The organism is Edwardsiella piscicida, from assembly GCF_021733145.1.
Lineage (GTDB): Bacteria > Pseudomonadota > Gammaproteobacteria > Enterobacterales > Enterobacteriaceae > Edwardsiella > Edwardsiella piscicida.
On sequence record NZ_CP090968.1, the window covers coordinates 282062 to 304319 of the forward strand.

At 56.4% G+C, this 22258-nt stretch carries 22 protein-coding genes and 1 tRNA gene; 11 read left to right on the top strand and 12 right to left on the bottom strand.

The window, feature by feature from the left end; all coding sequences use genetic code 11:
- The first annotated feature begins 59 nt into the window (after positions 1-59).
- Complete coding sequence (locus tag L1P05_RS01265; protein ID WP_162467507.1) at positions 60-221, top strand: hypothetical protein; 162 nt, start codon at positions 60-62, stop codon at positions 219-221.
- Between the two features lie 521 nt (positions 222-742).
- Complete coding sequence (locus tag L1P05_RS01270; RefSeq protein ID WP_012847132.1) at positions 743-2197, top strand: anion permease; 1455 nt, start codon at positions 743-745, stop codon at positions 2195-2197.
- Positions 2198-3250: 1053 nt separating this feature from the next.
- Here L1P05_RS01270 and L1P05_RS01275 read toward each other — a convergent pair.
- The 4 genes from L1P05_RS01275 to L1P05_RS01290 all read right to left on the bottom strand — a co-directional run bounded on the left by L1P05_RS01275 (position 3251) and on the right by L1P05_RS01290 (position 6543).
- On the bottom strand, positions 3251-4195 hold the full coding sequence (locus tag L1P05_RS01275; protein ID WP_109913382.1) for a hypothetical protein: 945 nt from the start codon (positions 4193-4195) through the stop codon (positions 3251-3253).
- Between the two features lie 112 nt (positions 4196-4307).
- Positions 4308-5204 carry a hypothetical protein gene (locus L1P05_RS01280; RefSeq protein WP_146203341.1) on the bottom strand — a complete coding sequence of 299 codons (897 nt, stop codon included), beginning with the start codon at positions 5202-5204 and terminating at the stop codon, positions 4308-4310.
- A gap of 868 nt (positions 5205-6072) precedes the next feature.
- A tRNA-Phe gene (locus L1P05_RS01285) sits at positions 6073-6148 on the bottom strand.
- Between the two features lie 68 nt (positions 6149-6216).
- Positions 6217-6543, bottom strand: coding sequence for a hypothetical protein (locus L1P05_RS01290; protein ID WP_146203340.1), 327 nt, complete (start codon positions 6541-6543; stop codon positions 6217-6219).
- A 122-nt stretch (positions 6544-6665) separates the two neighbouring features.
- Here L1P05_RS01290 and speFL point away from each other — a divergent pair, with 122 nt between their 5' ends.
- From speFL to nikR, 4 genes are all read left to right on the top strand, one after another.
- Complete coding sequence (speFL, locus tag L1P05_RS01295; protein ID WP_015460746.1) at positions 6666-6770, top strand: leader peptide SpeFL; 105 nt, start codon at positions 6666-6668, stop codon at positions 6768-6770.
- Between the two features lie 306 nt (positions 6771-7076).
- Positions 7077-9239, top strand: coding sequence for an ornithine decarboxylase SpeF (speF, locus tag L1P05_RS01300; protein ID WP_109745950.1), 2163 nt, complete (start codon positions 7077-7079; stop codon positions 9237-9239).
- Between the two features lie 88 nt (positions 9240-9327).
- Positions 9328-10647 carry a putrescine-ornithine antiporter gene (potE, locus tag L1P05_RS01305; protein ID WP_034168124.1) on the top strand — a complete coding sequence of 440 codons (1320 nt, stop codon included), beginning with the start codon at positions 9328-9330 and terminating at the stop codon, positions 10645-10647.
- Positions 10648-10768: 121 nt separating this feature from the next.
- Positions 10769-11212: a nickel-responsive transcriptional regulator NikR gene (nikR, locus tag L1P05_RS01310; protein ID WP_172454874.1), complete on the top strand. Its 444-nt coding sequence runs from the start codon at positions 10769-10771 to the stop codon at positions 11210-11212.
- Positions 11213-11227: 15 nt separating this feature from the next.
- Here the strand turns inward: nikR and mltC are convergent, their stop codons facing one another.
- Genes mltC through mutY form a run of 3 tightly spaced genes read right to left on the bottom strand, consistent with a single transcriptional unit; the run spans position 11228 to position 13718 of the window.
- Positions 11228-12307, bottom strand: a complete 1080-nt coding sequence (gene mltC, locus L1P05_RS01315) for a membrane-bound lytic murein transglycosylase MltC (protein ID WP_012847141.1) — start codon at positions 12305-12307, stop codon at positions 11228-11230.
- Positions 12308-12354: 47 nt separating this feature from the next.
- A complete protein-coding gene (locus L1P05_RS01320; RefSeq protein WP_012847142.1) occupies positions 12355-12627 on the bottom strand; it encodes an oxidative damage protection protein in 273 nt (90 codons plus the stop codon).
- 2 nt (positions 12628-12629) lie between these two features.
- The gene (gene mutY, locus L1P05_RS01325) at positions 12630-13718 is read right to left on the bottom strand and encodes an A/G-specific adenine glycosylase (RefSeq protein ID WP_012847143.1); all 1089 of its coding nucleotides are present in this window, start codon (positions 13716-13718) and stop codon (positions 12630-12632) included.
- A gap of 289 nt (positions 13719-14007) precedes the next feature.
- Here mutY and trmB point away from each other — a divergent pair, with 289 nt between their 5' ends.
- The 5 genes from trmB to L1P05_RS01350 all read left to right on the top strand — a co-directional run bounded on the left by trmB (position 14008) and on the right by L1P05_RS01350 (position 18656).
- Positions 14008-14724, top strand: a complete 717-nt coding sequence (gene trmB / locus L1P05_RS01330) for a tRNA (guanosine(46)-N7)-methyltransferase TrmB (RefSeq protein WP_012847144.1) — start codon at positions 14008-14010, stop codon at positions 14722-14724.
- Entirely contained in the window at positions 14724-15050 is a 327-nt protein-coding gene (locus tag L1P05_RS01335; RefSeq protein WP_012847145.1) for a YggL family protein, read from the top strand. The genes trmB and L1P05_RS01335 overlap by 1 nt, the downstream gene beginning before the upstream one ends.
- A gap of 198 nt (positions 15051-15248) precedes the next feature.
- Positions 15249-16175: a glutaminase B gene (gene glsB, locus L1P05_RS01340; protein WP_012847146.1), complete on the top strand. Its 927-nt coding sequence runs from the start codon at positions 15249-15251 to the stop codon at positions 16173-16175.
- A gap of 10 nt (positions 16176-16185) precedes the next feature.
- On the top strand, positions 16186-16914 hold the full coding sequence (locus L1P05_RS01345; RefSeq protein WP_014524161.1) for a YggN family protein: 729 nt from the start codon (positions 16186-16188) through the stop codon (positions 16912-16914).
- 92 nt (positions 16915-17006) lie between these two features.
- The gene (locus L1P05_RS01350; protein WP_014524162.1) at positions 17007-18656 is read left to right on the top strand and encodes an ABC transporter substrate-binding protein; all 1650 of its coding nucleotides are present in this window, start codon (positions 17007-17009) and stop codon (positions 18654-18656) included.
- Between the two features lie 45 nt (positions 18657-18701).
- Here L1P05_RS01350 and hemW read toward each other — a convergent pair whose 3' ends face one another.
- The 5 genes from hemW to L1P05_RS01375 all read right to left on the bottom strand — a co-directional run bounded on the left by hemW (position 18702) and on the right by L1P05_RS01375 (position 22157).
- On the bottom strand, positions 18702-19832 hold the full coding sequence (hemW, locus tag L1P05_RS01355) for a radical SAM family heme chaperone HemW (protein ID WP_012847149.1): 1131 nt from the start codon (positions 19830-19832) through the stop codon (positions 18702-18704).
- Positions 19825-20418: an XTP/dITP diphosphatase gene (locus L1P05_RS01360; protein ID WP_012847150.1), complete on the bottom strand. Its 594-nt coding sequence runs from the start codon at positions 20416-20418 to the stop codon at positions 19825-19827. Before L1P05_RS01360 ends, hemW begins: the two co-directional genes overlap by 8 nt.
- An 81-nt stretch (positions 20419-20499) precedes the next feature.
- Positions 20500-20790: a DUF167 family protein YggU gene (gene yggU, locus L1P05_RS01365; protein WP_012847151.1), complete on the bottom strand. Its 291-nt coding sequence runs from the start codon at positions 20788-20790 to the stop codon at positions 20500-20502.
- Positions 20787-21341, bottom strand: coding sequence for a YggT family protein (locus L1P05_RS01370; RefSeq protein WP_005296070.1), 555 nt, complete (start codon positions 21339-21341; stop codon positions 20787-20789). Before L1P05_RS01370 ends, yggU begins: the two co-directional genes overlap by 4 nt.
- A gap of 105 nt (positions 21342-21446) precedes the next feature.
- Positions 21447-22157: a YggS family pyridoxal phosphate-dependent enzyme gene (locus tag L1P05_RS01375; RefSeq protein WP_012847152.1), complete on the bottom strand. Its 711-nt coding sequence runs from the start codon at positions 22155-22157 to the stop codon at positions 21447-21449.
- Between the last annotated feature and the right edge of the window lie 101 nt (positions 22158-22258).

Sequence of the window (22258 nt, forward strand, 5' to 3'; positions counted from 1 at the left end):
GATTATATTAGGGTAAAATCATTGCCGCTGGATAAGCAAAGCAAATGCTTGGTTATTCAGTGGCTGATATCGATATAGTACGGCGCGATATGGCAGCTTTTCTTTCCGCACAGATTGATCAGAACAGCGCCGTGACTCTGAATAAAAGAGATATTAATGAAAATAAGAATTATTATTTTTTTGCCATAGATGAGTGTGGCGTCATCAGCGATATCCAATGAATCCGAGCGATCATCGGGGAACGGGGTACAGATAGGGTACCGCCTTTGTATTTCGCTACCCACGGTAGCGCCCTCCTTCCGTAATCTCTGTGACCCCTTTCACAGGATCTCCGCAGAGTAGGTGAATTGCGCCGTCATGATGAATCAGATACAGATAGCGCGATTAGTTTACAAATAGTTTCGGATTGTCACTGTCGCCAAGAGTAGGGTTAATAAATAACTATGCAGTCGATGTGCGTTTAATTAGCATTTTATTGTTTTAACGTATGGAAATACGCTTCTATCTATTTCAGCAGAGCCATAGACGAAGGGGGTGAATGCCCTCTGTATTCATGCCTATTCTGCGGCACCTTATCGCGCTGCCCGTTATTGATCTCAACGAATAGGGTGAATATATATTGATTAGTACTTGAGTAAATAGCTCAAGTATTGTGTAGGGACGACAGGAAGCGTGGTCCGTCAGGGAGGTTAGGGAGGTATTTGGCAAGTGGTGTTATTAAATTATATTTTCTGAGGTTAGTATGAAAAAGGGTTATTCGATCCTAATACCTTTTATCGTGGGCGGCGCATTGGCCTGTCTGCCCGCTCCGGCGGGGCTTAGCCACCATGCATGGCTCTATTTTTCTATTTTTATCGGCTCAATTGTCGGGTTGATTATAGAACCCTTACCGGGCGCGGTTATTGGTCTGATCGCCATCGTTATTATCGCCGGGCTGGGACGCTGGGTGCTATTCTCTCCGGAGCAGGTGGCGCTGCCGCATTTTCACGCGGCGTCGGCGGCATTTAAGTGGGCGGTTTCCGGCTTCTCCAATTCAACGGTATGGCTGATCTTCAGCGCCTTCATGTTTGCATTGGGGTATGAAAAGACCGGGCTAGGCCGACGTATTTCGCTGCTGCTGGTAAAATCCCTGGGACGGCGCTCGCTGACCCTGGGATATGCTATCGCCATTGCCGATTTGGTACTGGCCCCCTTTACGCCGTCGAATACGGCGCGCAGCGCCGGAACCATCTACCCGGTGATCAGTAATCTGCCGCCGCTGTATGACTCGAAACCCAACGATCCCAGCGCCCGTCGGATCGGCTCCTATCTGATGTGGGTTTCCATTTCGATCACCTGCGTTACCAGTTCAATGTTTCTTTCCGCCCTGGCACCCAATCTGCTGTCCAGCGCATTGATTAACCAGATGACGGGGCTACAGATTTCCTGGGGTAGCTGGTTCATTGCCTTTTTACCGTGCGGGATTGTTCTGTGGCTGCTGACGCCGCTGCTGGGCTACTGGCTGTATACGCCAGAGGTAAAAATAAATGATGAGGTTCCGAAATGGGCCAAACAGGAGCTGGAGAATTTAGGGGGGCTGTCGCGCCGTGAGAAATTGCTGCTGCTGTTCGTCGCGCTTGCGCTGCTGCTGTGGGTATTTGGCGGGGGATTAATCAACTCAGCCATCGCGGCGCTATTGGTTATTGCGCTGATGTTGATAACTAATGTGATTAGCTGGGATGATGTTATCGGCAATAAGGCGGCGTGGAATACGCTATTCTGGTTCGGCACGCTGGTCTCTCTGGCCTCCGGGCTGTCCACCGTCGGCTTCGTTCATTGGTTCGGGCTCGTTATCTCTCATTATCTCAATGGGATGTCCGTGGCGGTTGCCAGCGTATCGCTGCTTCTGTGTTTTTATCTATTGCACTACTTCTTTGCCAGTACGACGGCTCACGCCACGGCGCTGATCCCGGTGATGATCGCAGCCGCTATGGATATTCATGGGATTAATATGATGGAGTTTTCTCTGGCTATCTCTCTGTCATTGGGGATCATGGGGATTATCACGCCCTATGGAACGGGGCCAAGCCCAATCTATTTCGGCAGCGGCTATCTTCCCTCTAAAGACTTTTGGCGGCTGGGTGCCATATTTGGCCTGGTCAATCTGTTGGCATATCTATTTATCTGTTTACCCTGGATTAACTACCTTTATCGTTAATTTATGTCTCTCGCTTAAAAAGCGGCGATAGATGCGAAGCGGCCACCCTAAAGGATGGCCGCTTGAGTCACCTGAGGCTGATTCCTGGTAACGATAAAAGTAAAAAAAACCATCAGGATGGTGGTTCTGAGTCACCTTGGCGCCATTGGCTTGTGTATTACCCTTAATTCCAATGGCCCAGTCTACGGGGGCTTTCTGCGATGCATTACACGTCACTGCATGATTTGTCATGTTAATACTGGCTATCTACAGCCGTTTCGATGGGTGGCAATGGGCGTTGATGCGGGCATCCGGCCAGTGACATGATGGCCATACCGGCCAGAATAGAAAAGATAGAACGCTTTATATAATTCGCCTTGCGGGTTGAATGGGAATACTTAAAGAGGGCGTTATCAGTAATTGAATATCCATGCCTTTACATCGTTGCAAACATCGATAGCGCGCTAAATGCCCGGTCCTGCCGGGCGTAGTTGGTCAGTGATACGCGGCATATCGTGCTCTGGTAGTGTAATTATTCAAAAAATGTGATTTTTCACGCGGATGGGAGGGCGACTATCGCTCAGCGGTTTATTCGGATTTGCGGAAACGGAATAATTTGTGCAGAGGGGTGGGTGAAAAATAACATTATTCTAATCACGTGGGAAATCGCCTTGACATCATTGATGGTGAGGTGTATCGGTGGTGCACGCTTTACCCATCGGTAGGTGATACGAGTTGTGACGTTTAATTATGCCATACATTATTACAATCTCTGGTAACACCGATTGTATCGGCAGTTAGTGTAATATATCGAAAGTTGAAAAATCAATTCGTGTAGTGTTGTTTATATCCTCGCTAGGATCAGAATTTCCTGTGAATTGAAAGATGTAATACCTATAATAGGTGGCGCGATGTTTTTTCTACATGCTTATCAGCATGCCATCTCTGCTAATTAGAACTATCCTGTGATATTTTTAAAAATCACGCAAGGACTCGAATATTGCGACTGATTAAATATGGCATCTTATATCCTTACTAATATGGATATAAGATGCGTTAAGTAAAATATTCAAATTAGAATGACAGCTTAGTTAATGTTAATGCCGGGTGTATCCTTTTTGACGGAATTTCAGAGAGTAAGTGTTTGTTATAAACAGAGTAGTAACTAATGCTACCATCCCCCATACCATCATTCATTACGGCATATTTAACGCTGAGCGGGTAGGTATAGTCAAAAGAAAGTGACATTCCACATGATAGCAGGAAATCAATAACTGGTTCTTTTTCATACATCTCATCATCCCGCGCTCCCTGTTTTACAGCAATATAGTCGAGACATATATTGATGCTGAAAGGGAAGTCGTCAAGAACTTTATTATCTAGCAGTAAATCAAATCCTTTGCTTGAGTCATGTTCACTAATAAATGATGATTGATTTAATACTTCAATCGTTAAGTTCTTGGCGATCGTGAAGATAAAGCCATTATCAGTTATTTTGTCTTTAACGCCATAATCAATATGAGATGTTGCTCTTTTTGGCCAAACTGATTTCTCAAAGCGACCATCTTGTGTTTTCTTGAAGTTATTGGAGATTAAGCAATAATTAAGCGATTCAAATAATTCGCTATCATCAATCTCAGTCAGCACCGCAAGAGTTCCGGCTAACAAGACTATTTTACCAAATTGACTTTCTGGAAGGTTGAGCATGATAAACTCTTGCGCATCAGAAAGTTTTTCGAGCATATGGTCAGTCAAAAAATATAGTTCATCCTTACTCCTTAACACGTTGAGTCTTACGTTCCAAAAAAACTCAGGTAAGGTAAAAAACAATGGAATATTTTTATCCTTATTCCTTGTCGCCTCTATTACCTGTTCTATAACATAATTTGCTCTAAAGTTTATCTCTTTAGATACATAATCTTGAATACTTTGATCTTTGGCTCTCTCACTAGATAATTCTGAGTGAAAGGTTCCTTGCCGTAGAGAAGCAATATAAACTTCTTTATTCTTTTTATCCATCGTTTTGGTGCCCTCAATAGTATGATGCATATATGAAGTTAAAATATAGTAAGTTATGCTTTAATAAGTTAAATAGCTAACGTGAAATAATGAGTGGGTTATCTAACACTTATTAGAAATAAAAATTATTTAGTCTGTTTTTTGTTCTCTCTATCGCAATGTTAAATACAGGCCCCATTTTTTCAAGTTTTTCAACGGCTGCATTTGCAACTAGAGATGCCTCTGAAGGACTTTGCTGCAGCAACGTATTAGACCCGCCAAGCAAAGGTGGTTTTCCCTTGAATTTATGAGCATCAAGACGCTCTTGTAATCGCTGGATAGCTGCTGAATATGCTGTATCTTTCGCTGTCCAAACGTTGATATCAATAGAGCCATCTGAGAGCTCATCAATTAATGCTGCCTGAAGTGTTTTCATATGAATTAGTGACTGTGCATCAATAAGCGCTGAGTTAAACTCAGCCTGACTTTTAATATCATCAATGCTCTGTATAAAACAATAGTAAACAGCGGTTGAGCATACTGCTTCAGTACCATATGTATCCTCATCTAAAATATTTACAGTGGTCGCATACAGAAATGAAAACATCCCCGGAGAAAGGCGAGTCATTGAAAATGATAAACTTGCAGCAGCTTTTGATGATGATTTTGCTGCTTCAGCGACTGAGTTAACTAAATCTCCATAAGCAGCTAATGCATCAGGTGACGTGGCTGGATTTGGAACTAATGGGTCGGTGGCTTTTGCCACAGCATCGAGAGCTTTAATAACGACATTAGCTATCTTGTCTAGACTGAACTCACTCGTGTACTCAGTTTTTATATCTGAGTTAGATGATATTTGACGGCCATCAAGAATATTTGCTTGTGCTAAATTATCGTTAACTAACGCTATAAACTTCTCTTTATGAGCGGCATCCTGTGACGATAACATATCTTGTAACTTCTCAATTTGTTGGCGCGCAGCCACAGATTTATCTGCAACGCTTTCTACGGAACCTGAGCAACAAGTCATAAACCACTCTCCTATGAATTAATATATTAAAATATCCTTGCTTCATTTTAAGGGTAGCACAGCATTTACGTAACACGACATGGTAACCTGGAAAGAAAAGTCTTAAAGTTTTTAGTTTGATTATTGCCAAGTTAATTTATGGCTCGTTTTATATAACAAAATCAGAGTGCTGTGTTACCTGTTTGCAATTTAATGTATATATAAGCAAAATGATAAATCTAGTAATGGCTACCTATGTGTTAGGTTATATGACGTGCTGTATAGTAAAAATGGAGCTTTAAATAAATTCAAATTTTACAATATGATAGAGTAAGAATATACAGGTATGCCGAGGATAAGTCGGTGGGGTAATCGGTGGGGTAATGTGGTTGGTCAGTTCGCTGAAAAAGAGCGCATCAGAATATGTGTCTATCAAATCCAGGAACGTGTCCGGGTGGATATCTTCGATGACATTGACGTCTCCTACAACCGATCCGCTACCACTGTCACCCGGGAGGCGTCAGTCTATTTAGCTGGAAGTGAGCAGATCATTTGCGAACAGCGCTCGGGTAAAATGAAGTCATACCAGGCGCAGTTACGCACATGCTCTGGAGCGAAGCAATTAGGTTTCGCCAGACCGGACAAAGGCCGGATTCTGTCTTACTGTTATGACGTCACCAGCCAGGTATGCATGCTGAAAATATTATTTATTAGCAGGTTGGAAACCAGTAGGCGCTGGCACTGTAATCGGAAGGCTGGAGTCGCTAAAGGGGAATGCTCGCGCTGGATAGAAGAGTTGAGTTGTGGCGGATGCGTTCAGCAACGACCAGAAGTTAACTTGAACTCAAAAAGCAAAAACCCCGCCATAAGGCAGGGTTTTCAGAAGAAGTGGTGCCCGGACTCGGAATCGAACCAAGGACACGGGGATTTTCAATCCCCTGCTCTACCGACTGAGCTATCCGGGCAACGAGGCGCATTAAACCTGATTCTGGCCTCGGCGTCAACGTTATTTCCCGCCGTGCCGTGCGAGTGCCTATTTATTGCGCTGGCGCTGGCGCTGGCGGTGCGTGGCGGCTGCGTTTGCCAGCGACGCGCGGCGCACTGACGTCGTAATGGCTATTTCTACGATCTTTATCACAGAATAGAATAGTATATAAAATAATAAGCATGAATATTTATTCATTAAAAATGGTTTGTTATCAATGGTGTCGGCGTTGATTTTCGGTGTGGGTTTTGTTGTTGTGCGGTGATGTTTGGTAGTGGTTTGCTGTTCCGTGCGTGGGTGGCATGGCGCATACTTATGTTGCAAAATAGATCTATTGGCTGATGAGTGGCTATTTTTAAGTGAATTTGTATTCATTGTGGCTTGTTTTTTAGATCGATATATCGCCACGGTGGCAATCTCTTAGTGATATGTATCACAGCAGTCCACTCGCCGTTGGTTACAATAGAGCCAGTTTCCAGGTAAAAGAGGAAATTAAAATGGAGAATAACAATCGATTTTGGCCACATATCCGGCGGGTGACCCACATCATGATGATGGCGCACCGCAGCTGTTTTGATTTTCATCTGTTCAACGCAAGATAATTCTCTTCATGTCATGACATCCGTTGTCGCGGAGTGTCATGTCTCTTCTTCCGTTTACGTATTTCTGCGCGTGAGCCGTAGGGTACTTATGCGGACAGGTCTCTATTGACACACCACGATAAACGCTTGTCGTCACGGTAGCTGCTTGCTGCCTGGCATGGCATATTTCCATTAATAACAATGATTTAATTATATTAATCGTTGCGGGAAAGTCTTGCCGTGAGAAAATGCTGTGGATTATGGATTTAATTAAATTTAAATCCACGGGATTGTTTTGCTCAAAATAAATACATGAGAGTGAGTGATATGAATAGCTTAAAAATTGCAGTAAGTCTAAATGTCATTGCGTATTTTAATACCTCACGTACAACGGTAGATATTAATGATAGCGACCTTACCGACGTTGCCGCCGTGGTACTGTCGGTACAGGATGCGCTGGGCGGTGCGCTGGATAAGGTCGAGCAGAGCGCCTTTGGCCTGCCTGTCTTTGTCGCCGAGGCGTGCGATCAGCGCCTACCGGCCGAGTATCTGCCGCGTCTGACCGGCGTATTTGCCTGCGGCGATGGCAATCAGGATTTTTATGGCAAGCAGCTGGAAAGCGCGGCGCAGAAATATGAGGCCGAGCTGCTGCCGCCGTTTTTCGGCAGCCTACAGGCCTATGTCCAGCAGGGCAACGCCGCCTTTGACTGCCCGGGGCATCAGGGCGGTCAGTTCTTCCGCCGCCACCCCACCGGCCGCCAGTTCTTCGACTACTTCGGCGAGGCCCTGTTCCGCGCCGATCTGTGCAACGCCGACGTCTCCATGGGCGATCTGCTGATCCACGAAGGCGCCCCCTGTGCCGCCCAGCAGCACGCGGCCAAGGTGTTCAACGCCGACAAGACCTACTTTGTGCTCAACGGCACCTCCTCTTCCAATAAAGTGGTGCTCAACGCACTGCTGGCGCCCGGTGATCTGGTCCTCTTCGACCGTAATAATCATAAATCTAACCACCACGGCGCATTGATTCAGGCCGGCGCTACGCCGGTCTACCTGGAAACCGCGCGTAACCCGTTCGGTTTCATCGGGGGCATCGACGCACACTGCTTTGAGGAAAAATACCTGCGTGACCTGGTGCGTGACGTCGCCCCGGCGCGCGCCGGGGAGCGGCGGCCGTTCCGCCTGGCGGTTATCCAGCTGGGCACCTATGACGGCACCATCTACAACGCCCGTCAGGTGGTGGACAAGATAGGTCACCTGTGCGACTACATCCTGTTCGACTCCGCCTGGGTCGGCTATGAGCAGTTCATCCCGATGATGAAAGAGTGCTCGCCGCTGCTGCTGGAGCTGAACGAGAACGATCCGGGGATCCTGGTGACCCAGTCGGTGCACAAACAGCAGGCCGGCTTCTCCCAGACCTCGCAGATCCACAAAAAGGACCGGCATATCAAGGGGCAGGCGCGCTATGTCAACCATAAGCGCCTAAACAACGCCTTTATGATGCACGCCTCCACCAGCCCGTTCTACCCGCTGTTCGCCGCCCTGGACGTCAACGCCCGCATGCACACCGGCGACAGCGGTAAGCGCATGTGGATGGAGTGCGTCCGGGTGGGCATTGAAACCCGCAAGCTGCTGCTGCAGACCTGCCAACACATCCGCCCCTTCGTTCCGGAGACCGTGGACGGCCGCCCGTGGGGCGCCTTCGACACCGAAGAGATGGCCAACGATCTGCGCTTCTTTAACTTTATCCCCGGCGAGCGCTGGCACGCCTTTGAGGGCTATGCCGAGCACCAGTACTTTGTCGATCCGTGCAAACTGATGCTGACCACCCCGGGCATCGACGCCAAGAGCGGCGAGTACCAGTCCTTTGGGGTGCCGGCGACCATTCTGGCCAACTTCCTGCGCGAAAACGGCATCGTGCCGGAGAAATGCGACCTGAACTCGATCCTGTTCCTGCTGACCCCGGCGGAGGACATGGCCAAGATGCAGCACCTGGTGGCCCAGATCGCCCGCTTCGAGCGGCTGCTGGAGCAGGACGCCCCGCTGGCCGAGGTGCTGCCGTCCATCTACCGCGCCAACGAGGCGCGCTACCGCGGCTACACCCTGCGCCAGCTGTGTCAGGAGATGCACGACCTGTACGTCAGCCACGACGTGAAGCAGCTGCAGAAGGAGATGTTCCGCAAGGCGCACTTCCCGCGGGTGGCGATGAACCCGCAGCAGGCCAACATCGAGTTCGTGCGCGGCAACGTCGAGCTGGTCTCCCTGGCGCGGGCCGAAGGGCGCATCGCGGCGGAGGGGGCGCTGCCGTACCCGCCGGGGGTGCTGTGCGTGGTGCCGGGAGAGATCTGGGGCGGCTCGGTGCAGCGCTACTTCCTGGCGCTGGAAGAGGGCATCAACCGGCTACCGGGCTTCGCGCCGGAGCTGCAGGGGGTCTACATCCAGCAGGATGAGGATGGCCGCAAGCGCGCCTATGGCTACGTGATCAAGCAATAAGCGGAACGCGATGAACTGGGCAAAGTGGTTTTTCCGCTAATAAGCATCGCGGGGGGCTTGGCTCCCCGCGTACAGAGAGGGACGGATTATGAGTACTTCAGGCAAGAATAAAATGGGCGTGGTGCAGCTCACCATACTGACGGCGGTGAACATGATGGGCTCCGGCATCATCATGCTGCCGACCAAGCTGGCGGAGGTGGGCACCATCTCCATCGTCTCGTGGCTGGTGACCGCCGTGGGCTCGATGGCGCTGGCCTACGCCTTCGCCAAGTGCGGAATGTATAGCCGCAAGTCCGGCGGGATGGGCGGCTACGCCGAGTATGCCTTCGGCAAGTCCGGCAACTTTATGGCCAACTATACCTACGGTGTGTCGCTGCTGATCGCCAACGTGGCTATCGCCATCTCCGCCGTCGGCTACGGCACGGAGCTTATCGGCGCCTCGCTGAGCCCGATGGGGATCTGTCTGGCGACCATCGGGGTACTGTGGCTGTGTACCGCCGCCAACTTCGGCGGGGCGCGCATTACCGGGCGTATCAGCAGCGTGACGGTCTGGGGGGTGATCATCCCGGTGGTCGGTATCTCGGTGATCGGCTGGTTCTGGTTCAGCCCCACGCTGTACGTCGACTCCTGGAACCCGCATCACCTGCCGACCTTTGAGGCCATCGGCTCCTCTATCGCCATGACTCTGTGGGCGTTTCTGGGGCTGGAGTCCGCCTGTGCCAATACCGACGTGGTAGAGAATCCGGAGCGCAACGTCCCGATCGCCGTACTCGGCGGCACCCTGGGCGCGGCGGTGATCTACATTGTCTCTACCAACGTGATCGCCGGTATCGTACCGAATATGGATCTGGCCAACTCGACCGCGCCGTTCGGCATGGCGTTTGCCCAGATGTTTGATCCGACGGTGGGTAAGATCATCATGGCGCTGATGGTGATGTCCTGCTGCGGCTCCCTGCTGGGCTGGCAGTTCACCATCGCGCAGGTGTTTAAATCCTCCGCCGATGAGGGCTATTTCCCGGCGATTTTCCGCAGGGTCACCCAGTCCGGTGCACCGGTGAAAGGGATGTTGGCCATCGTCGCGATCCAGAGCGTGCTGTCGCTGATGACCATCAGCCCGTCGCTCAATGCGCAGTTTAACGTGCTGGTTAACTTGGCGGTGGTCACCAACCTGATCCCTTACATCCTCTCCATGGCGGCGGTGCTGATCATCCAGCGCGTCGCGGGGATCGATCCGGCCAAGGCGCGTCTGCCCAATATCCTGGCCTTTGTCGGCGCGATGTACAGCTTCTATGCGCTCTACTCCTCCGGTGAACAGGCGATGATGTGGGGGGCGATCGCCACCTTCCTCGGCTGGACGCTGTACGGTTTTGTCTCCCCGCGCTTTGAGATGCGTGACAGGCAGGTCTGAGCCGCGGCGTACGCGCCGTGAGATTGTCCTTTCCGACCGGCGTTGCGCGCTGCGCGCGCCGGTTTTTTCGCGCATGGATCTTTGTCATACTGCGGCATCAAACTGTGATAGGAGCCGAATGATGCAACGCGTAACCCTTTCTCTCGATGACGATCTGATGGCGGAAATCGATGCCATCATGAAAGCGCGCAACTACCAGAACCGCTCCGAGGCCATCCGCGATCTGGCGCGGGCCGGGCTACAGAGCATGACGGAGGCACCGTCACAGAGCAGTCACTGCGTGGCGGCGCTGTTCTATGTTTACGATCATGAATCGCGCGAACTCTCCAAGCGCCTGACGCGCACCTTCCACGATCATCACGATCTTTCGCTGGCCAGCCTGCATGTGCATCTGGATCACGGCCGCTGCCTGGAGGTTTCGCTGCTGAAGGGGGCGGGGGGCGAGGTGACGCGCTTTGCCGAGCAGGTGATCGCCGAACGCGGGGTGCGTCACGGTAAGCTGGTGGTGGTGCCGGGGGACGACGGGGAGGCGCATGCACATCCCCATCTCCACGCGCATGACTGAGGCGCCGCCGCGCCCTTAGCGGATGCGGCGGTAGTTTTTCTGGGTGCTGTTGACCTTATACAGATAGCGGCGCGACTCGGCGGAGGGGTGACGCTGGGTCAGCGCCTCATACACATCGCCGGGCGACATCTGGTTGATGATGCTGACCGCCTGCCCTTTATCGCTGGAGAAGACGCGCAGCACGCTGCCGGCGCCGCCGTTGTAGGCGGTGATCACCGCGTAGCGGCGTGAGGTGGCGTTCTGGATCCCCCCCAGGTAGGTGTTCTGCAGGATAGCCAGGTAGGCGGTGCCGGTATCGATGTTTTTCTCTGGGTCAAACAGATAGCTGCGGCTAGGGGTGCCCCACTTACCTTTGGAGACGAACACGTCCTTACCGGCGGTGTGCTGCATCACCTGCATTAGCCCCAGCGCGTCGGAGCGGCTGACGGCGTAAGGGTTAAAGCTGGACTCCGTCTGCATGATAGCCAGGATCAGCGACTCGTCGACGCCATAGCGCTCCGAGGCGCGCCGCACCATCCCCAGATATTTGTGCGCCCGCTTATCCAGATGGTTGGGTACCAGCTGAATGGTGACGGAGTAGATGACATGCAGCCCAGAGGTGCGCTTCATCAGCTTGTTTTGCAGCAGATAGCTGGCGAAGCTGTTGGCGCGTCCAGACCAGCGGATCGGCTGGCCGGTGTTGTCCAGCACCTGGCCGTAGAGGAAGGGCTCTCGGCTGGGCTTGATGTCGTTGGCATCGGAGTAGAGATCGATCGCGCCGGGGTCGTCGCCCATCAGCAGGGTGGTGACGATGGCCTGACGCAGGCTTTCCGCCGGGTCAAGGGTGGCGATGGTCTCGATGGTGATCTGCCCGGTCTCAAAGTTGATATGGCTACGGGTCAGATAGCGATCGCTGTATTTTACATAGTCCTTGGGCCCGGCGATCAGAACCTCGTTAATCCCCCAAATATTCTCAATATTGTGGGCAAACTGCCCCATGAGAATATCGAACCCGTTGGTATCTTTTATATATTCTTCACCGTTGCTATCGGGCTTCTTGCCGGAGCAGGAGATCAACAACGGGGCGATTAACGCCAGCGCAAGGACTTTCTTCATTGTAACAGCCATATCTGAATGACATCAGGGCGCGGCTGCGCCCGCTTTTACTGACTCGGCGGCGTATAGCCTTCGATGTGGACGTCGTGGCCTTCGAACAGAAACTTCTCCATCTCCAGGGCCAGCAGGCTACGGTCATCCGGGTTCATCATATTCAGTTTCTTTTCGTTGATCAGCATGGTTTGCTTGGCCATCCACTGACCCCAGGCCTCTTTAGAGATGTGGTCATAGATGCGCTTGCCCAGATCGCCGGGGTAGCTTTGAAAGTCCAGCCCCTCGGCCTCACGGTTTAGGAACGTACAAAACACGGTTCTGCTCATGCTTACTCCTTCTCTGTCGCATCGCCGGCCGTCGCGCTGGCCGGTGGCTGCTTGCGCAGCTGCTGTAAAAGACGCTCGGTTGGCGCCGCCAGCCCTACGGAGGGCGGCTGCGCTAAGTTATACCAGAGTCCGTCACCTTCATCCATGCAGGCCGACGCCGTCGTGTAGGCTGACCATACCGGGATGATATCCAAATGAAAATGGCTAAACGTGTGGCGGAACGCCGTCAGGGTTTGGGCCGCGTCAGGATCCTGCCCCAGGCGGTACAGCTGAGCGCGCAGCGCCGCCTCGCTGTCATACTGGGGAAAGCAGAACAGACCGCCCCACAGGCCGCTGGCGGGTCGCTGCTGTAGCCATACCGTCTCACCGTGCTGCAGCAGCAGCAGGTAGGCCTGGCGCTCGGGCAATGTCTGCTTAGGTTTCTTGCCCGGGAAGTCAGCCCAGCTGCCGTCGGCATAGGCGAGGCAGCCCGCGTTGAGCGGACACAGCTCGCACTTGGGGCGGCTGCGGGTGCACACCAGCGCGCCGAGATCCATCATCGCCTGGTTAAACTGGCTGACGCCGTCGGCCGGGGTAACCTCGCCGCTCAGCTGCCACAGACGCGTTTCGACCTCTTTACGCCCCGGCCAGCCGGGGATGGCGTAGCAGCGGGCCAATACCCGTTTGACGTTGCCGTCCAGGATCGGGTGATGCTGCCCCAGCGACAGCGAGAGAATGGCGCCGGCCGTCGAACGACCAATCCCCGGCAGCGCCGCAACCTGCTCAAAGTCTTGCGGAAACTCGCCGTGATGCTGCGAGACGATGAGCTGGGCAGCCTTATGCAGGTTACGCGCCCGGGCGTAGTAGCCCAGTCCGGTCCACAGGTGCAGCACTTCATCCAGGGGCGCCGCCGCCAGCGCCTGCACATCGGGAAAGCGTTGGGTAAAACGCTGGAAATAGGGCAGCACCGTGGCGACCTGGGTCTGCTGCAGCATCACCTCGGAGAGCCATACCCGATAGGGGGTCTTGGGGTGTTGCCACGGCAGCGTTTTGCGCCCGAAGCGCGCGTACCAGGCCAGCACGGCGTGGGCGAACTGTTGCGCCTGCATCATAAGCCAGTCATATCCTCAGTGTGGAGCGCCGAAAACGGGACAGGATTGCAGCACAGCCTGTCCGGCCTGTAAACCGGATCTTGCCCGTGTTACGCGCTGGCGGCACGGAGAGGGCGCTACGGCGCGCGGGTTTCCACGCTCAGTGGGGGCAGCGCGGCACAAAATGTGGGGGCGACGGCATGGATTTTCCCCGCTGCATTAGCGTTGCTGGTAAAATCAGCGCTTGTGTAAACGGGGTAACTTTGCATAATGCCCTGACCTTGATTATCCAGACAGATGAAAACGCGACATGAATGATGTGATCACAGCGGAATTTGATGAAAACGGCCGGGCTATTCGCCGTATTCGCAGCTTTGTACGCCGTCAGGGGCGCCTGACCAAAGGGCAGCAGCTGGCGCTGGAGCAGCACTGGCCGCTGATGGGTGTCGAGTTTACGCCCGAGGCGCTGGATCTGCCGGCGCTGTTTGGTCGCCAGGCGCCGGTAGTGCTGGAGATCGGCTTCGGCATGGGGGCCTCGCTGGTCGCCATGGCGCAGCAGCACCCGGAGCGTGATTTCCTGGGGATCGAAGTGCACTCGCCGGGCGTCGGCGCCTGCCTCTCCTCTGCCCATGAGGCTGGAGTAAACAACCTGCGCGTGATGTGTCACGACGCGGTAGAGGTGTTGGAGCGAATGATCCCGGACGGGTCGCTGGATATGGTGCAGCTGTTTTTCCCCGATCCCTGGCATAAGGCGCGTCACCATAAGCGCCGTATCGTGCAGCCGGCGTTTGCCGAGCGGATCCGCGGTAAGCTGAAGATCGGCGGCGTCTTCCATATGGCGACCGACTGGGAAAACTACGCCGAGCATATGCTGGAAGTAATGAATCATGCGCCGGGCTACAGAAATCTGTCCGACGATAATACCTATGTCCCGCGTCCTGACTCGCGTCCGGTCACCAAGTTTGAGCTGCGCGGTCAGCGTCTGGGGCATGGCAACTGGGACCTGATGTTTGAGAGGGTAGAGTAATGGCGAAAAATCGTAGTCGTCGTCTGCGCAAAAAGCTGCATATTGACGAGTTTCAGGAAGTGGGCTTCAGCGCCAGCTGGCGTTTTGCCGATGGTACGCCGGTAGAGACGGTGGATACGCTGCTCGATCGTCTGATCGATGAAGTGATTGAGCCGAATGGCCTGGCGTTTGACGGCAGCGGCTACCTGCGCTGGGAAGGGCTGATCTGCCTGCAGCAGATTGGCCGCTGCACCGATGAGCAGCGTCAGCTGGTGAAAGGCTGGCTGGAAAGCCAGGGTATGCTGGACGTTGTGGTCAGCGACCTGTTTGATGTGTGGTGGGAGTAACCCCCGCCTTTGGCGCCGCCGCACCGGCGGCGCTGTTCTCCCTCCGCTGTTCCGTACTCCCTCATTGTCTCTCCTGCGTCTGGCTCTCTGCGTCGGGAGACGCCGCGTCGGGAAAATAGGGGACCTCAGCCGGACGGCGTTTGTCGTAACCCTAGCGTAATGGCGCCCCGGGCGTCGCGTGGAGTCAATGGCCTTGCCATGCAAACTGAATTAAGCGATCAACTGTTAGACGAGATCTTGGATCAGGTTCGTCCGCTGCTCGGGCAGGGGCGGGTCGCCAACTATATTCCGGCGCTGGCCGAGGTTGCGCCGGACAGGCTGGGTATCGCGGTCTGCACCGTCGACGGACGGATGTTCAGCGCCGGCGACGCCGGCGAACGCTTCTCCATCCAGTCGATCTCCAAGGTGCTAAGCCTGACGCTGGCGATGCATCGCTACAGCGAGGCCGAGATCTGGCAGCGGGTCGGCAAGGAACCCTCGGGACAGCCGTTTAACTCGCTGGTGCAGCTGGAGCTGGAGCAGGGTAAGCCGCGTAACCCCTTTATTAACGCCGGCGCGCTGGTGGTGTGCGATATGCTGCAGTCGCGTCTGAGCGCGCCGCGTCAGCGCATGCTGGAGGTGGTGCGGGCGCTGAGCGGCAGCGCGGACATTTGCTATGATGCCCGGGTGGCGCGCTCCGAGTTTGAGCATTCGGATCGCAATGCGGCGATCGCCTATCTGATGAAGTCGTTTGGCAACTTCGATAACGACGTGATTACCGTCCTGCATAACTATTTCCACTACTGCGCTTTAAGAATGAACTGTATGGAACTGGCGCGCACTTTTGTTTATCTTGCCAATCGGGGGCGCGCGTTGGCGCTGGATGAGCCGGTGATCGGCGAGCGTCAGGCGCGCCAGATCAATGCGCTGATGGTGACCAGCGGCCTGTATGACGGCGCGGGCGAGTTCGCCTATCGCGTCGGGATGCCGGGGAAGTCCGGCGTCGGCGGCGGCGTGGTGGCCGTGGTGCCTCAGGAGATGATCATCGCCGTTTGGAGTCCGCAGCTGGATAGCTGCGGTAATTCACTGGCCGGAATTGCGGCGCTGGAGCTGTTGGCTCAGCGCATTGGCCGCTCAATATTTTAACGAGGTCATGATGGGTAAATGGGGATGTTCCCTGCTGTTGCTGCTGACTGCCGCACAGGCGCAGGCCGCCTGGCAATGCCAGGTTAAACCGCAGGACGATATCATTATCAGCGCGCAGCAGGTACAGATCGTCGGCGCCAGCGGCAATCTGCAGATATCCCGTGACGGCGCGGTGACGCGGGACGGTCATCCGCTGGCGCTGAGCGCCGACGTCCGCCGTCAGGCCGAGACGCTGCAGCGGGATCTGCGGCGCGACGTGCCGTGGATCGACCAAGGGGTGCAGACGCGGCTGGATCGCGCGCGCGGCGCGCTCGACAATATCATCGTCGAGCAGCTGGGCAGCGACAGCAACGTACGTCATCGTCTGAGTACGCTGGATACCCAGCTTAAGGCGCAGATGAACCGGGTGCTGGAGAAACGCAGCGACGGTTACGCCTTCCACCATCAGGCGATCGCTCAGGTCGAGAAAGAGGGCCAGACGCTGGTCAATCAGACGCTGGGCGGCGTGCTGCAGGACAGCATCAACGAGATGGGGGCCAAAGGGCTGCTGAAAGCCGGTCAGTCAGAGAACCCGCTGCAGGCGGTGTTGGGCAACCTCGGCGGTCTGCAGCAGTCTATCCGCACGGAGTGGGATAAGCAGGATAATGATTTACGCGCTTTCGGCCAGCAGGCCTGTGAGCGGGTGCAGGCGCTGGACACGCAGCGTAAGGCGCTGCTGAAGGCGCTGCCCGCCTCCTGAGAGAGACATCCCGAGCACACCCGGCCCGCCCGCGCGCGCCGGGTTTTTTTGTGCCACTTTTTGCCCTGTGCATGGCGAGCTTTGCTGTTTTAATGTCATCGACGCTGGTCATGGAGGGTAACGATATGAAAATTAAATATAATTTATTTTTTGGATTCGGTGTTTTTATGTTTTCGCTCGGCGCACCGCTCGCCGCCGAGGTGCCGCCGGGCGTGTCGCTGGCGGCAGCCCAGACGCTGACGCGCAATAACGGCAGCGAGCCGGCCTCTCTCGATCCGCACCGGTCGGAAAGCGATGTCGAATTCAACATCCTTCGCGACTTCTTCGAGGGGCTGCTGACGCTCGACGGCGAGGGGCATCTGCGCCCGGGGCTGGCGGCGCGCTGGCAGCATAGTGAGGCGGGGCGGGTATGGACCTTCTCGTTGCGCCCCGATTTGCGTTGGTCTAACGGCGAGGCGCTGACGGCACAGGATCTGGTCTTTAGCTGGCGGCGGCTGATCGACCCGGCGACCGCCTCACCCTACGCCACCTTCCTGGTCAACATGGGAATAAAGAACGCCGCCGCGATCCAAGAGGGCGCGCTGCCGCCCAGCGCGTTGGGCGTCGCGGCGCCGGATGCGCGTACATTACGCGTCACGCTGGATCAGCCCCTGTCGACCTTCCTGCCGATGATGGTGCATCCGACATTGGTGCCGCTCAACCCACGGGTACTCGCCCGCTACGGCGACAAATGGACTCAACCGGGCCACTTTGTCGGTAACGGAGCCTATACGCTGAAGCAGTGGGTGATCAACGAGCGCCTGGTTGGTGAGCGCAATCCGCACTACTGGGACGACGCGCACACGGTGATCCATCAGGTGGTCTATTTACCGATTGTCTCTGAAACGGCCGGGGTGAACCGCTATCGCGCGGGAGAGCTGGATATGACCCCCCTTCCCAGTGCGCTGTTCGCGTCGCTGAAGCAGTCACTGGGCGAGCAGGTTCAGATCTTCCCTAAGCTCGGGACATACTACTATCACTTCAACACCCGCAGGGCGCCCTTCGACGATGTGCGGGTGCGTCAGGCGCTTAACCTGGGGCTGGATAAAGAGATCATTGCGCAGAAGGTGCTGGGGCAGGGGCAACGTCCGGCCTGGCTGTTCGGCTCGGATGATATCGGGGGGATGGCGCTACGGGCGCCGGACTACGCCCGCTGGCCGCGTGAGACGCGCCTCGCGCGCGCAAAGGCGCTGCTGGCCGAGGCTGGGTTTGGGCCCGGAAACCCGCTGCGTTTTACGCTGCTGTATAACACCTCTGAGGGGCACCAGCGTATTGCCATCGCCGCCGCCTCCATGTGGAAGAAGAACCTGGGCGTGGAGGCGACGCTGAATAACCAGGAGTGGAAGAGCATGCTGGATACCATGCGCAGCGGCCACTTCGACGTGGTGCGTAACGCCTGGGTCGCCGACTATGACGATCCGGCGGCGATGCTGAATACCTTTCGCAGCGGCGACAGCAATAATACCCCGCAGTACAGCAACCCCCGCTTCGACGCCGTGCTGGCGCAGGCGTCGGCCAGTCAGGATCCGGCGGCGCGCCAGCGGCTGTTCCAGCAGGCAGAGGCGCTGCTGGCCGAGGATGTGCCGACCATTCCGCTATACCACTACGTCAGCGTGCGGCTGGTGAAGCCCTATGTCGGCGGGTACCAGCCCGGCAACATGGACTACCTCTATAGCAAGGACATGTATATCCGCGCTCACTGACGCGCTCAGGCGCGGCCCGATCGCGGGGGCCGCGCGGCGCGACGTCTACAGAAACAGCTCCAGCAGGGAGTTGAGGAACAGCTTGCCGTGGGGGGTGACCTGCCAGTGGCTGGGGGTCTCGCTGATGTAGCCCTGCGCCAGCGCCGCCTCCAGCTGCGGGCGAATCGTGGCTTCGTCCACGCCGGTATAGGCGCTGAAGTCGGCGCGCGGCGCCGGTTCCAGCAGACGGAAGCGGTTCATAAAGAACTCAAACGGCCTCTCCGCCATGGCCACCTGCTGCCGTTGATCCAGGTAGTTGCCCTGCATATAGCCGCGCGGGTGGCGGGTTTTGGCGCGTCGCTCAATGCGTCCGTCGGCGAAGGTCAGCTTGCCATGCGCGCTGCAGCCGATCCCCAGATAGTCGCCGAAGCGCCAGTAGTTGAGGTTGTGCTGGCACTGACGTCCCGGCAGGGCATAGGCGGAGGTTTCATACTGCTGGTAGCCCGACGCGCGCAGCAGACGATCGCCCTGCTCAAAGATCTCCCACAGCGCATCGTCGTCCGGCAGGCGCGGCGGGCGCGAGCCGAACAGGGTATTGGGCTCGATGGTGAGCTGATACCACGACAGGTGCGGTGGGTTCAGGGCGATGGCCTGGCGCAGATCGTCCAGCGCCTCCTCCTGGCTCTGCTGCGGCAGGCCGTGCATTAAGTCCAGATTAAAGCTGCGCAGCCCCAGCGCAGTGGCCAGGCGGGCGGCGGCGATGGCCTCCTGCGGCCCGTGAATCCGCCCCAGGCGCTGTAGCTTGTCGGCGCTGAAGCTTTGTACTCCGATGGAGATGCGGTTGACCCCGGCGCGCTGGTAGGCGCTGAAGCGCTCGGCCTCCACGGTGCCCGGGTTGGCCTCCAGGGTTATCTCGGCGTCGGCGGCCAGCGGCAGGCGGGCGCGTACGCCGTCCAGCAGGCGCTGCAGCGCTTCGCCGCTGAGCAGGCTGGGCGTTCCGCCGCCGATGAACAGGGTGCTCAGCGGCCGTCCGGCGACCCGCGGCAGCTCCTGATCCAGATCGGCCAGCAGGTGATCGACATAGGCCTGCTGGGGGATTTCGCCCTTCTGCGCGTGGGAGTTAAAGTCGCAGTAGGGGCATTTCTGCACGCACCACGGGATGTGGATATACAGGCTGAGCGGCGGCAGCTTAAGCATGGCGCATCCGATCCAGCAGCTGCTGTAGGGCCTGACCACGGTGGGAAATGGCGCGCTTTTGCTCCCGGCTCAGCTGCGCCGCGGTGCAGCCCAGCGCCGGAACGAAGAAGATGGGATCATAGCCAAAGCCACCGTCGCCGCTGGGCGCATCGGCGATCTCGCCCTCCCAGACGCCGTGGCAGACCAGCGGGGTCGGGTCGTCGGCATGACGCAGGTAGACCAGCACGCAGTGGAAGCGCGCCTGGCGCTGACCGGCCGGAACATCGCGCAGCGCGTGCAGCAGCTTTTCCAGATTGGCGCGATCGCTGGCGTCCTCTCCTGCGTAGCGCGCGGAGTAGATCCCCGGCGCTCCGCCCAGCGCGTCCACCGCCAGGCCCGAGTCGTCGGCGATCGCCGGCAGCCCGCTGAGGCGCGCGGCGTGGCGGGCTTTGAGGATGGCATTTTCGATAAAGGTCAGCCCGGTCTCCTCGGCGCCCTCGATGCCCAGCGAGCTCTGGGCGACGATATCCAGGCCAAAATCGGTCAGCAGGGAGGCGAGCTCTCGAACTTTACCGGCGTTACCGGTGGCGAGTACGACGTGTTGCATGATGTGGGTCCTATTGATGGCAACGGCAGGCCGTCGTGGCCTGCCGCTGTGTCGTGTCAGTGTGTGGCGAGCGCGTCCCGCTTATTCGAGCGCTGCCGCTACCGCGTCGGGGATCTGCTGCGGCTGGCTGATGCGCAGCTGTTTATGGCGTCCCAGCTCGCCCTTTTCCAGCGTGATGCGACTTTTGGCGACGCGAAACTGTTTGGCGATGAATTTTAGCAGGTGGGCGTTAGCCTGACCATCGACCGGCGGCGCGGTGATGGCGACCTTCAGCTCATCGCCGTGCAGCCCGATGATGAGGTCCCGACTGGCCTTCGGCTGAATATACAGTCGCAGGATCCAGTCGTCGCCCTCTCGGCTGACTGCGCTCACAGCAGGAACCACAGCTGGCCGAACAGATCGATGCCCAGGTAGTTGAGCAGGTACAGCACCAGGATCACCACCATGGCGGAGAAATCCAGTCCGCCCATCGCCGGGATGATGCGACGGATCGGCGCCATCATCGGCTCGGTCAGCTGATAGAGCACGTAGTCCATCGGGCTGCGTCCCTGGCTAATCCAGCTCATGATCGAACGGATGATGATCACCCAGAACACCAGGTAGCCGGCAGACTTGACCACCGATATCAGACCAAACAGCAGGTTATAGGGGCTAAGGGAGAGGGAGCCGCTCTGGATCAGCAGTAGCAGCGGGTATTTGACGGTCATCAGGATGAACGCCAGCAGCAGCGAGGCTGAGTCGATAGGCCCCAGGGGCGGCAGAATGCGGCGCAGCGGCGCCACCACCGGCTGGGTCAGCTTCACGATAAACTGCGAAAGCGGGTTGTAGAAATCGCTGCGCGCCCACTGCATCCAGATGCGCAGCAGCAGCACCATGACATACAGATCGAGCAGCGTTTTGACCAAAAACGTCAGTGTTAGCATGAAAAGCCCTTTTTCCGTCGGTAGTAAAGCTTACCCGCCCGCGATCTGGCGCCGGGGGTAAGTAAAAAGCGCTGCCAGCGGCAGCCGTGGGTAGCCGCGCCGCGTTTAGGCTGTGCCGTAGTCGCGGGCGCCGAAAATGGCGGTACCGATGCGTACCAGGGTACTGCCGGCCGTAATGGCGGCCTCCATATCATGGGTCATCCCCAGCGACAGGGTATCCAGCTGGGGGTAGCGCCGCTGCAGGGCAGACAGCGCCTGCGCCATGCGGGTACAGACCGCCAGCTGGCGGGCCGGATCGTCCTCCGGCGCCGGAATGGCCATCAGGCCGCGCAGGCGCAGGCGGGGCAGCTGACTGATGGCGTCGGCCAGCGCGTCGATCTGCTCCAGCGTGATGCCGGACTTGCTCTGCTCATCGCTGATATTTACTTGAATCAATACGTTAAGCGGCTCAAGCTCCGCAGGACGCTGTTCGTTTAAACGCTGGGCGATTTTCACACGATCGACGGTGTGGATCCAATCAAAATGCTCGGCCACCGGGCGGCTTTTATTGGACTGCAGCGGTCCGATAAAGTGCCATTCCAGCGCGTCGCCCTGCGGCTGCTGGCGGTAGTGCTGGATTTTACTGACGCCCTCCTGCACATAGTTTTCGCCAAAGGCGCGCTGTCCTGCGGCGATGGCGGCGTCGATGTCCTCAATGGGTTTGGTCTTGCTGACGGCCAGCAGGGTGATGTCCCGCGGGTCGCGTCCGCACTGTTCGGCCGCGCGGACAAGGTGCTGCCGGACCGCGTCGAGATTGTGTTTAATGGTGGTATTCATGGTGCCTCGTCCCGGGGAGTGGGAAAAACGTCGCGGCCAGCGTCGTGGCCGCGAACCGTGCTGTGTAGTGTAAAGCAAAACGGCGCCGCGCTGCACCTTTG

Excerpts from the sequence above, each read along its gene's own strand:
- L1P05_RS01270 (WP_012847132.1), top strand. The coding sequence starts at position 743 with ATGAAAAAGGGTTATTCGATCCTAATACCTTTTATCGTGGGCGGCGCA.
- L1P05_RS01275 (WP_109913382.1), bottom strand. The coding sequence starts at position 4,195 with ATGGATAAAAAGAATAAAGAAGTTTATATTGCTTCTCTACGGCAAGGA.
- L1P05_RS01280 (WP_146203341.1), bottom strand. The coding sequence starts at position 5,204 with ATGACTTGTTGCTCAGGTTCCGTAGAAAGCGTTGCAGATAAATCTGTG.
- L1P05_RS01290 (WP_146203340.1), bottom strand. The coding sequence starts at position 6,543 with ATGAATACAAATTCACTTAAAAATAGCCACTCATCAGCCAATAGATCT.
- speFL (WP_015460746.1), top strand. The coding sequence starts at position 6,666 with ATGGAGAATAACAATCGATTTTGGCCACATATCCGGCGGGTGACCCAC.
- speF (WP_109745950.1), top strand. The coding sequence starts at position 7,077 with ATGAATAGCTTAAAAATTGCAGTAAGTCTAAATGTCATTGCGTATTTT.
- potE (WP_034168124.1), top strand. The coding sequence starts at position 9,328 with ATGAGTACTTCAGGCAAGAATAAAATGGGCGTGGTGCAGCTCACCATA.
- nikR (WP_172454874.1), top strand. The coding sequence starts at position 10,769 with ATGCAACGCGTAACCCTTTCTCTCGATGACGATCTGATGGCGGAAATC.
- mltC (WP_012847141.1), bottom strand. The coding sequence starts at position 12,307 with ATGAAGAAAGTCCTTGCGCTGGCGTTAATCGCCCCGTTGTTGATCTCC.
- L1P05_RS01320 (WP_012847142.1), bottom strand. The coding sequence starts at position 12,627 with ATGAGCAGAACCGTGTTTTGTACGTTCCTAAACCGTGAGGCCGAGGGG.
- mutY (WP_012847143.1), bottom strand. The coding sequence starts at position 13,718 with ATGATGCAGGCGCAACAGTTCGCCCACGCCGTGCTGGCCTGGTACGCG.
- trmB (WP_012847144.1), top strand. The coding sequence starts at position 14,008 with ATGAATGATGTGATCACAGCGGAATTTGATGAAAACGGCCGGGCTATT.
- L1P05_RS01335 (WP_012847145.1), top strand. The coding sequence starts at position 14,724 with ATGGCGAAAAATCGTAGTCGTCGTCTGCGCAAAAAGCTGCATATTGAC.
- glsB (WP_012847146.1), top strand. The coding sequence starts at position 15,249 with ATGCAAACTGAATTAAGCGATCAACTGTTAGACGAGATCTTGGATCAG.
- L1P05_RS01345 (WP_014524161.1), top strand. The coding sequence starts at position 16,186 with ATGGGTAAATGGGGATGTTCCCTGCTGTTGCTGCTGACTGCCGCACAG.
- L1P05_RS01350 (WP_014524162.1), top strand. The coding sequence starts at position 17,007 with ATGTCATCGACGCTGGTCATGGAGGGTAACGATATGAAAATTAAATAT.
- hemW (WP_012847149.1), bottom strand. The coding sequence starts at position 19,832 with ATGCTTAAGCTGCCGCCGCTCAGCCTGTATATCCACATCCCGTGGTGC.
- L1P05_RS01360 (WP_012847150.1), bottom strand. The coding sequence starts at position 20,418 with ATGCAACACGTCGTACTCGCCACCGGTAACGCCGGTAAAGTTCGAGAG.
- L1P05_RS01370 (WP_005296070.1), bottom strand. The coding sequence starts at position 21,341 with ATGCTAACACTGACGTTTTTGGTCAAAACGCTGCTCGATCTGTATGTC.
- L1P05_RS01375 (WP_012847152.1), bottom strand. The coding sequence starts at position 22,157 with ATGAATACCACCATTAAACACAATCTCGACGCGGTCCGGCAGCACCTT.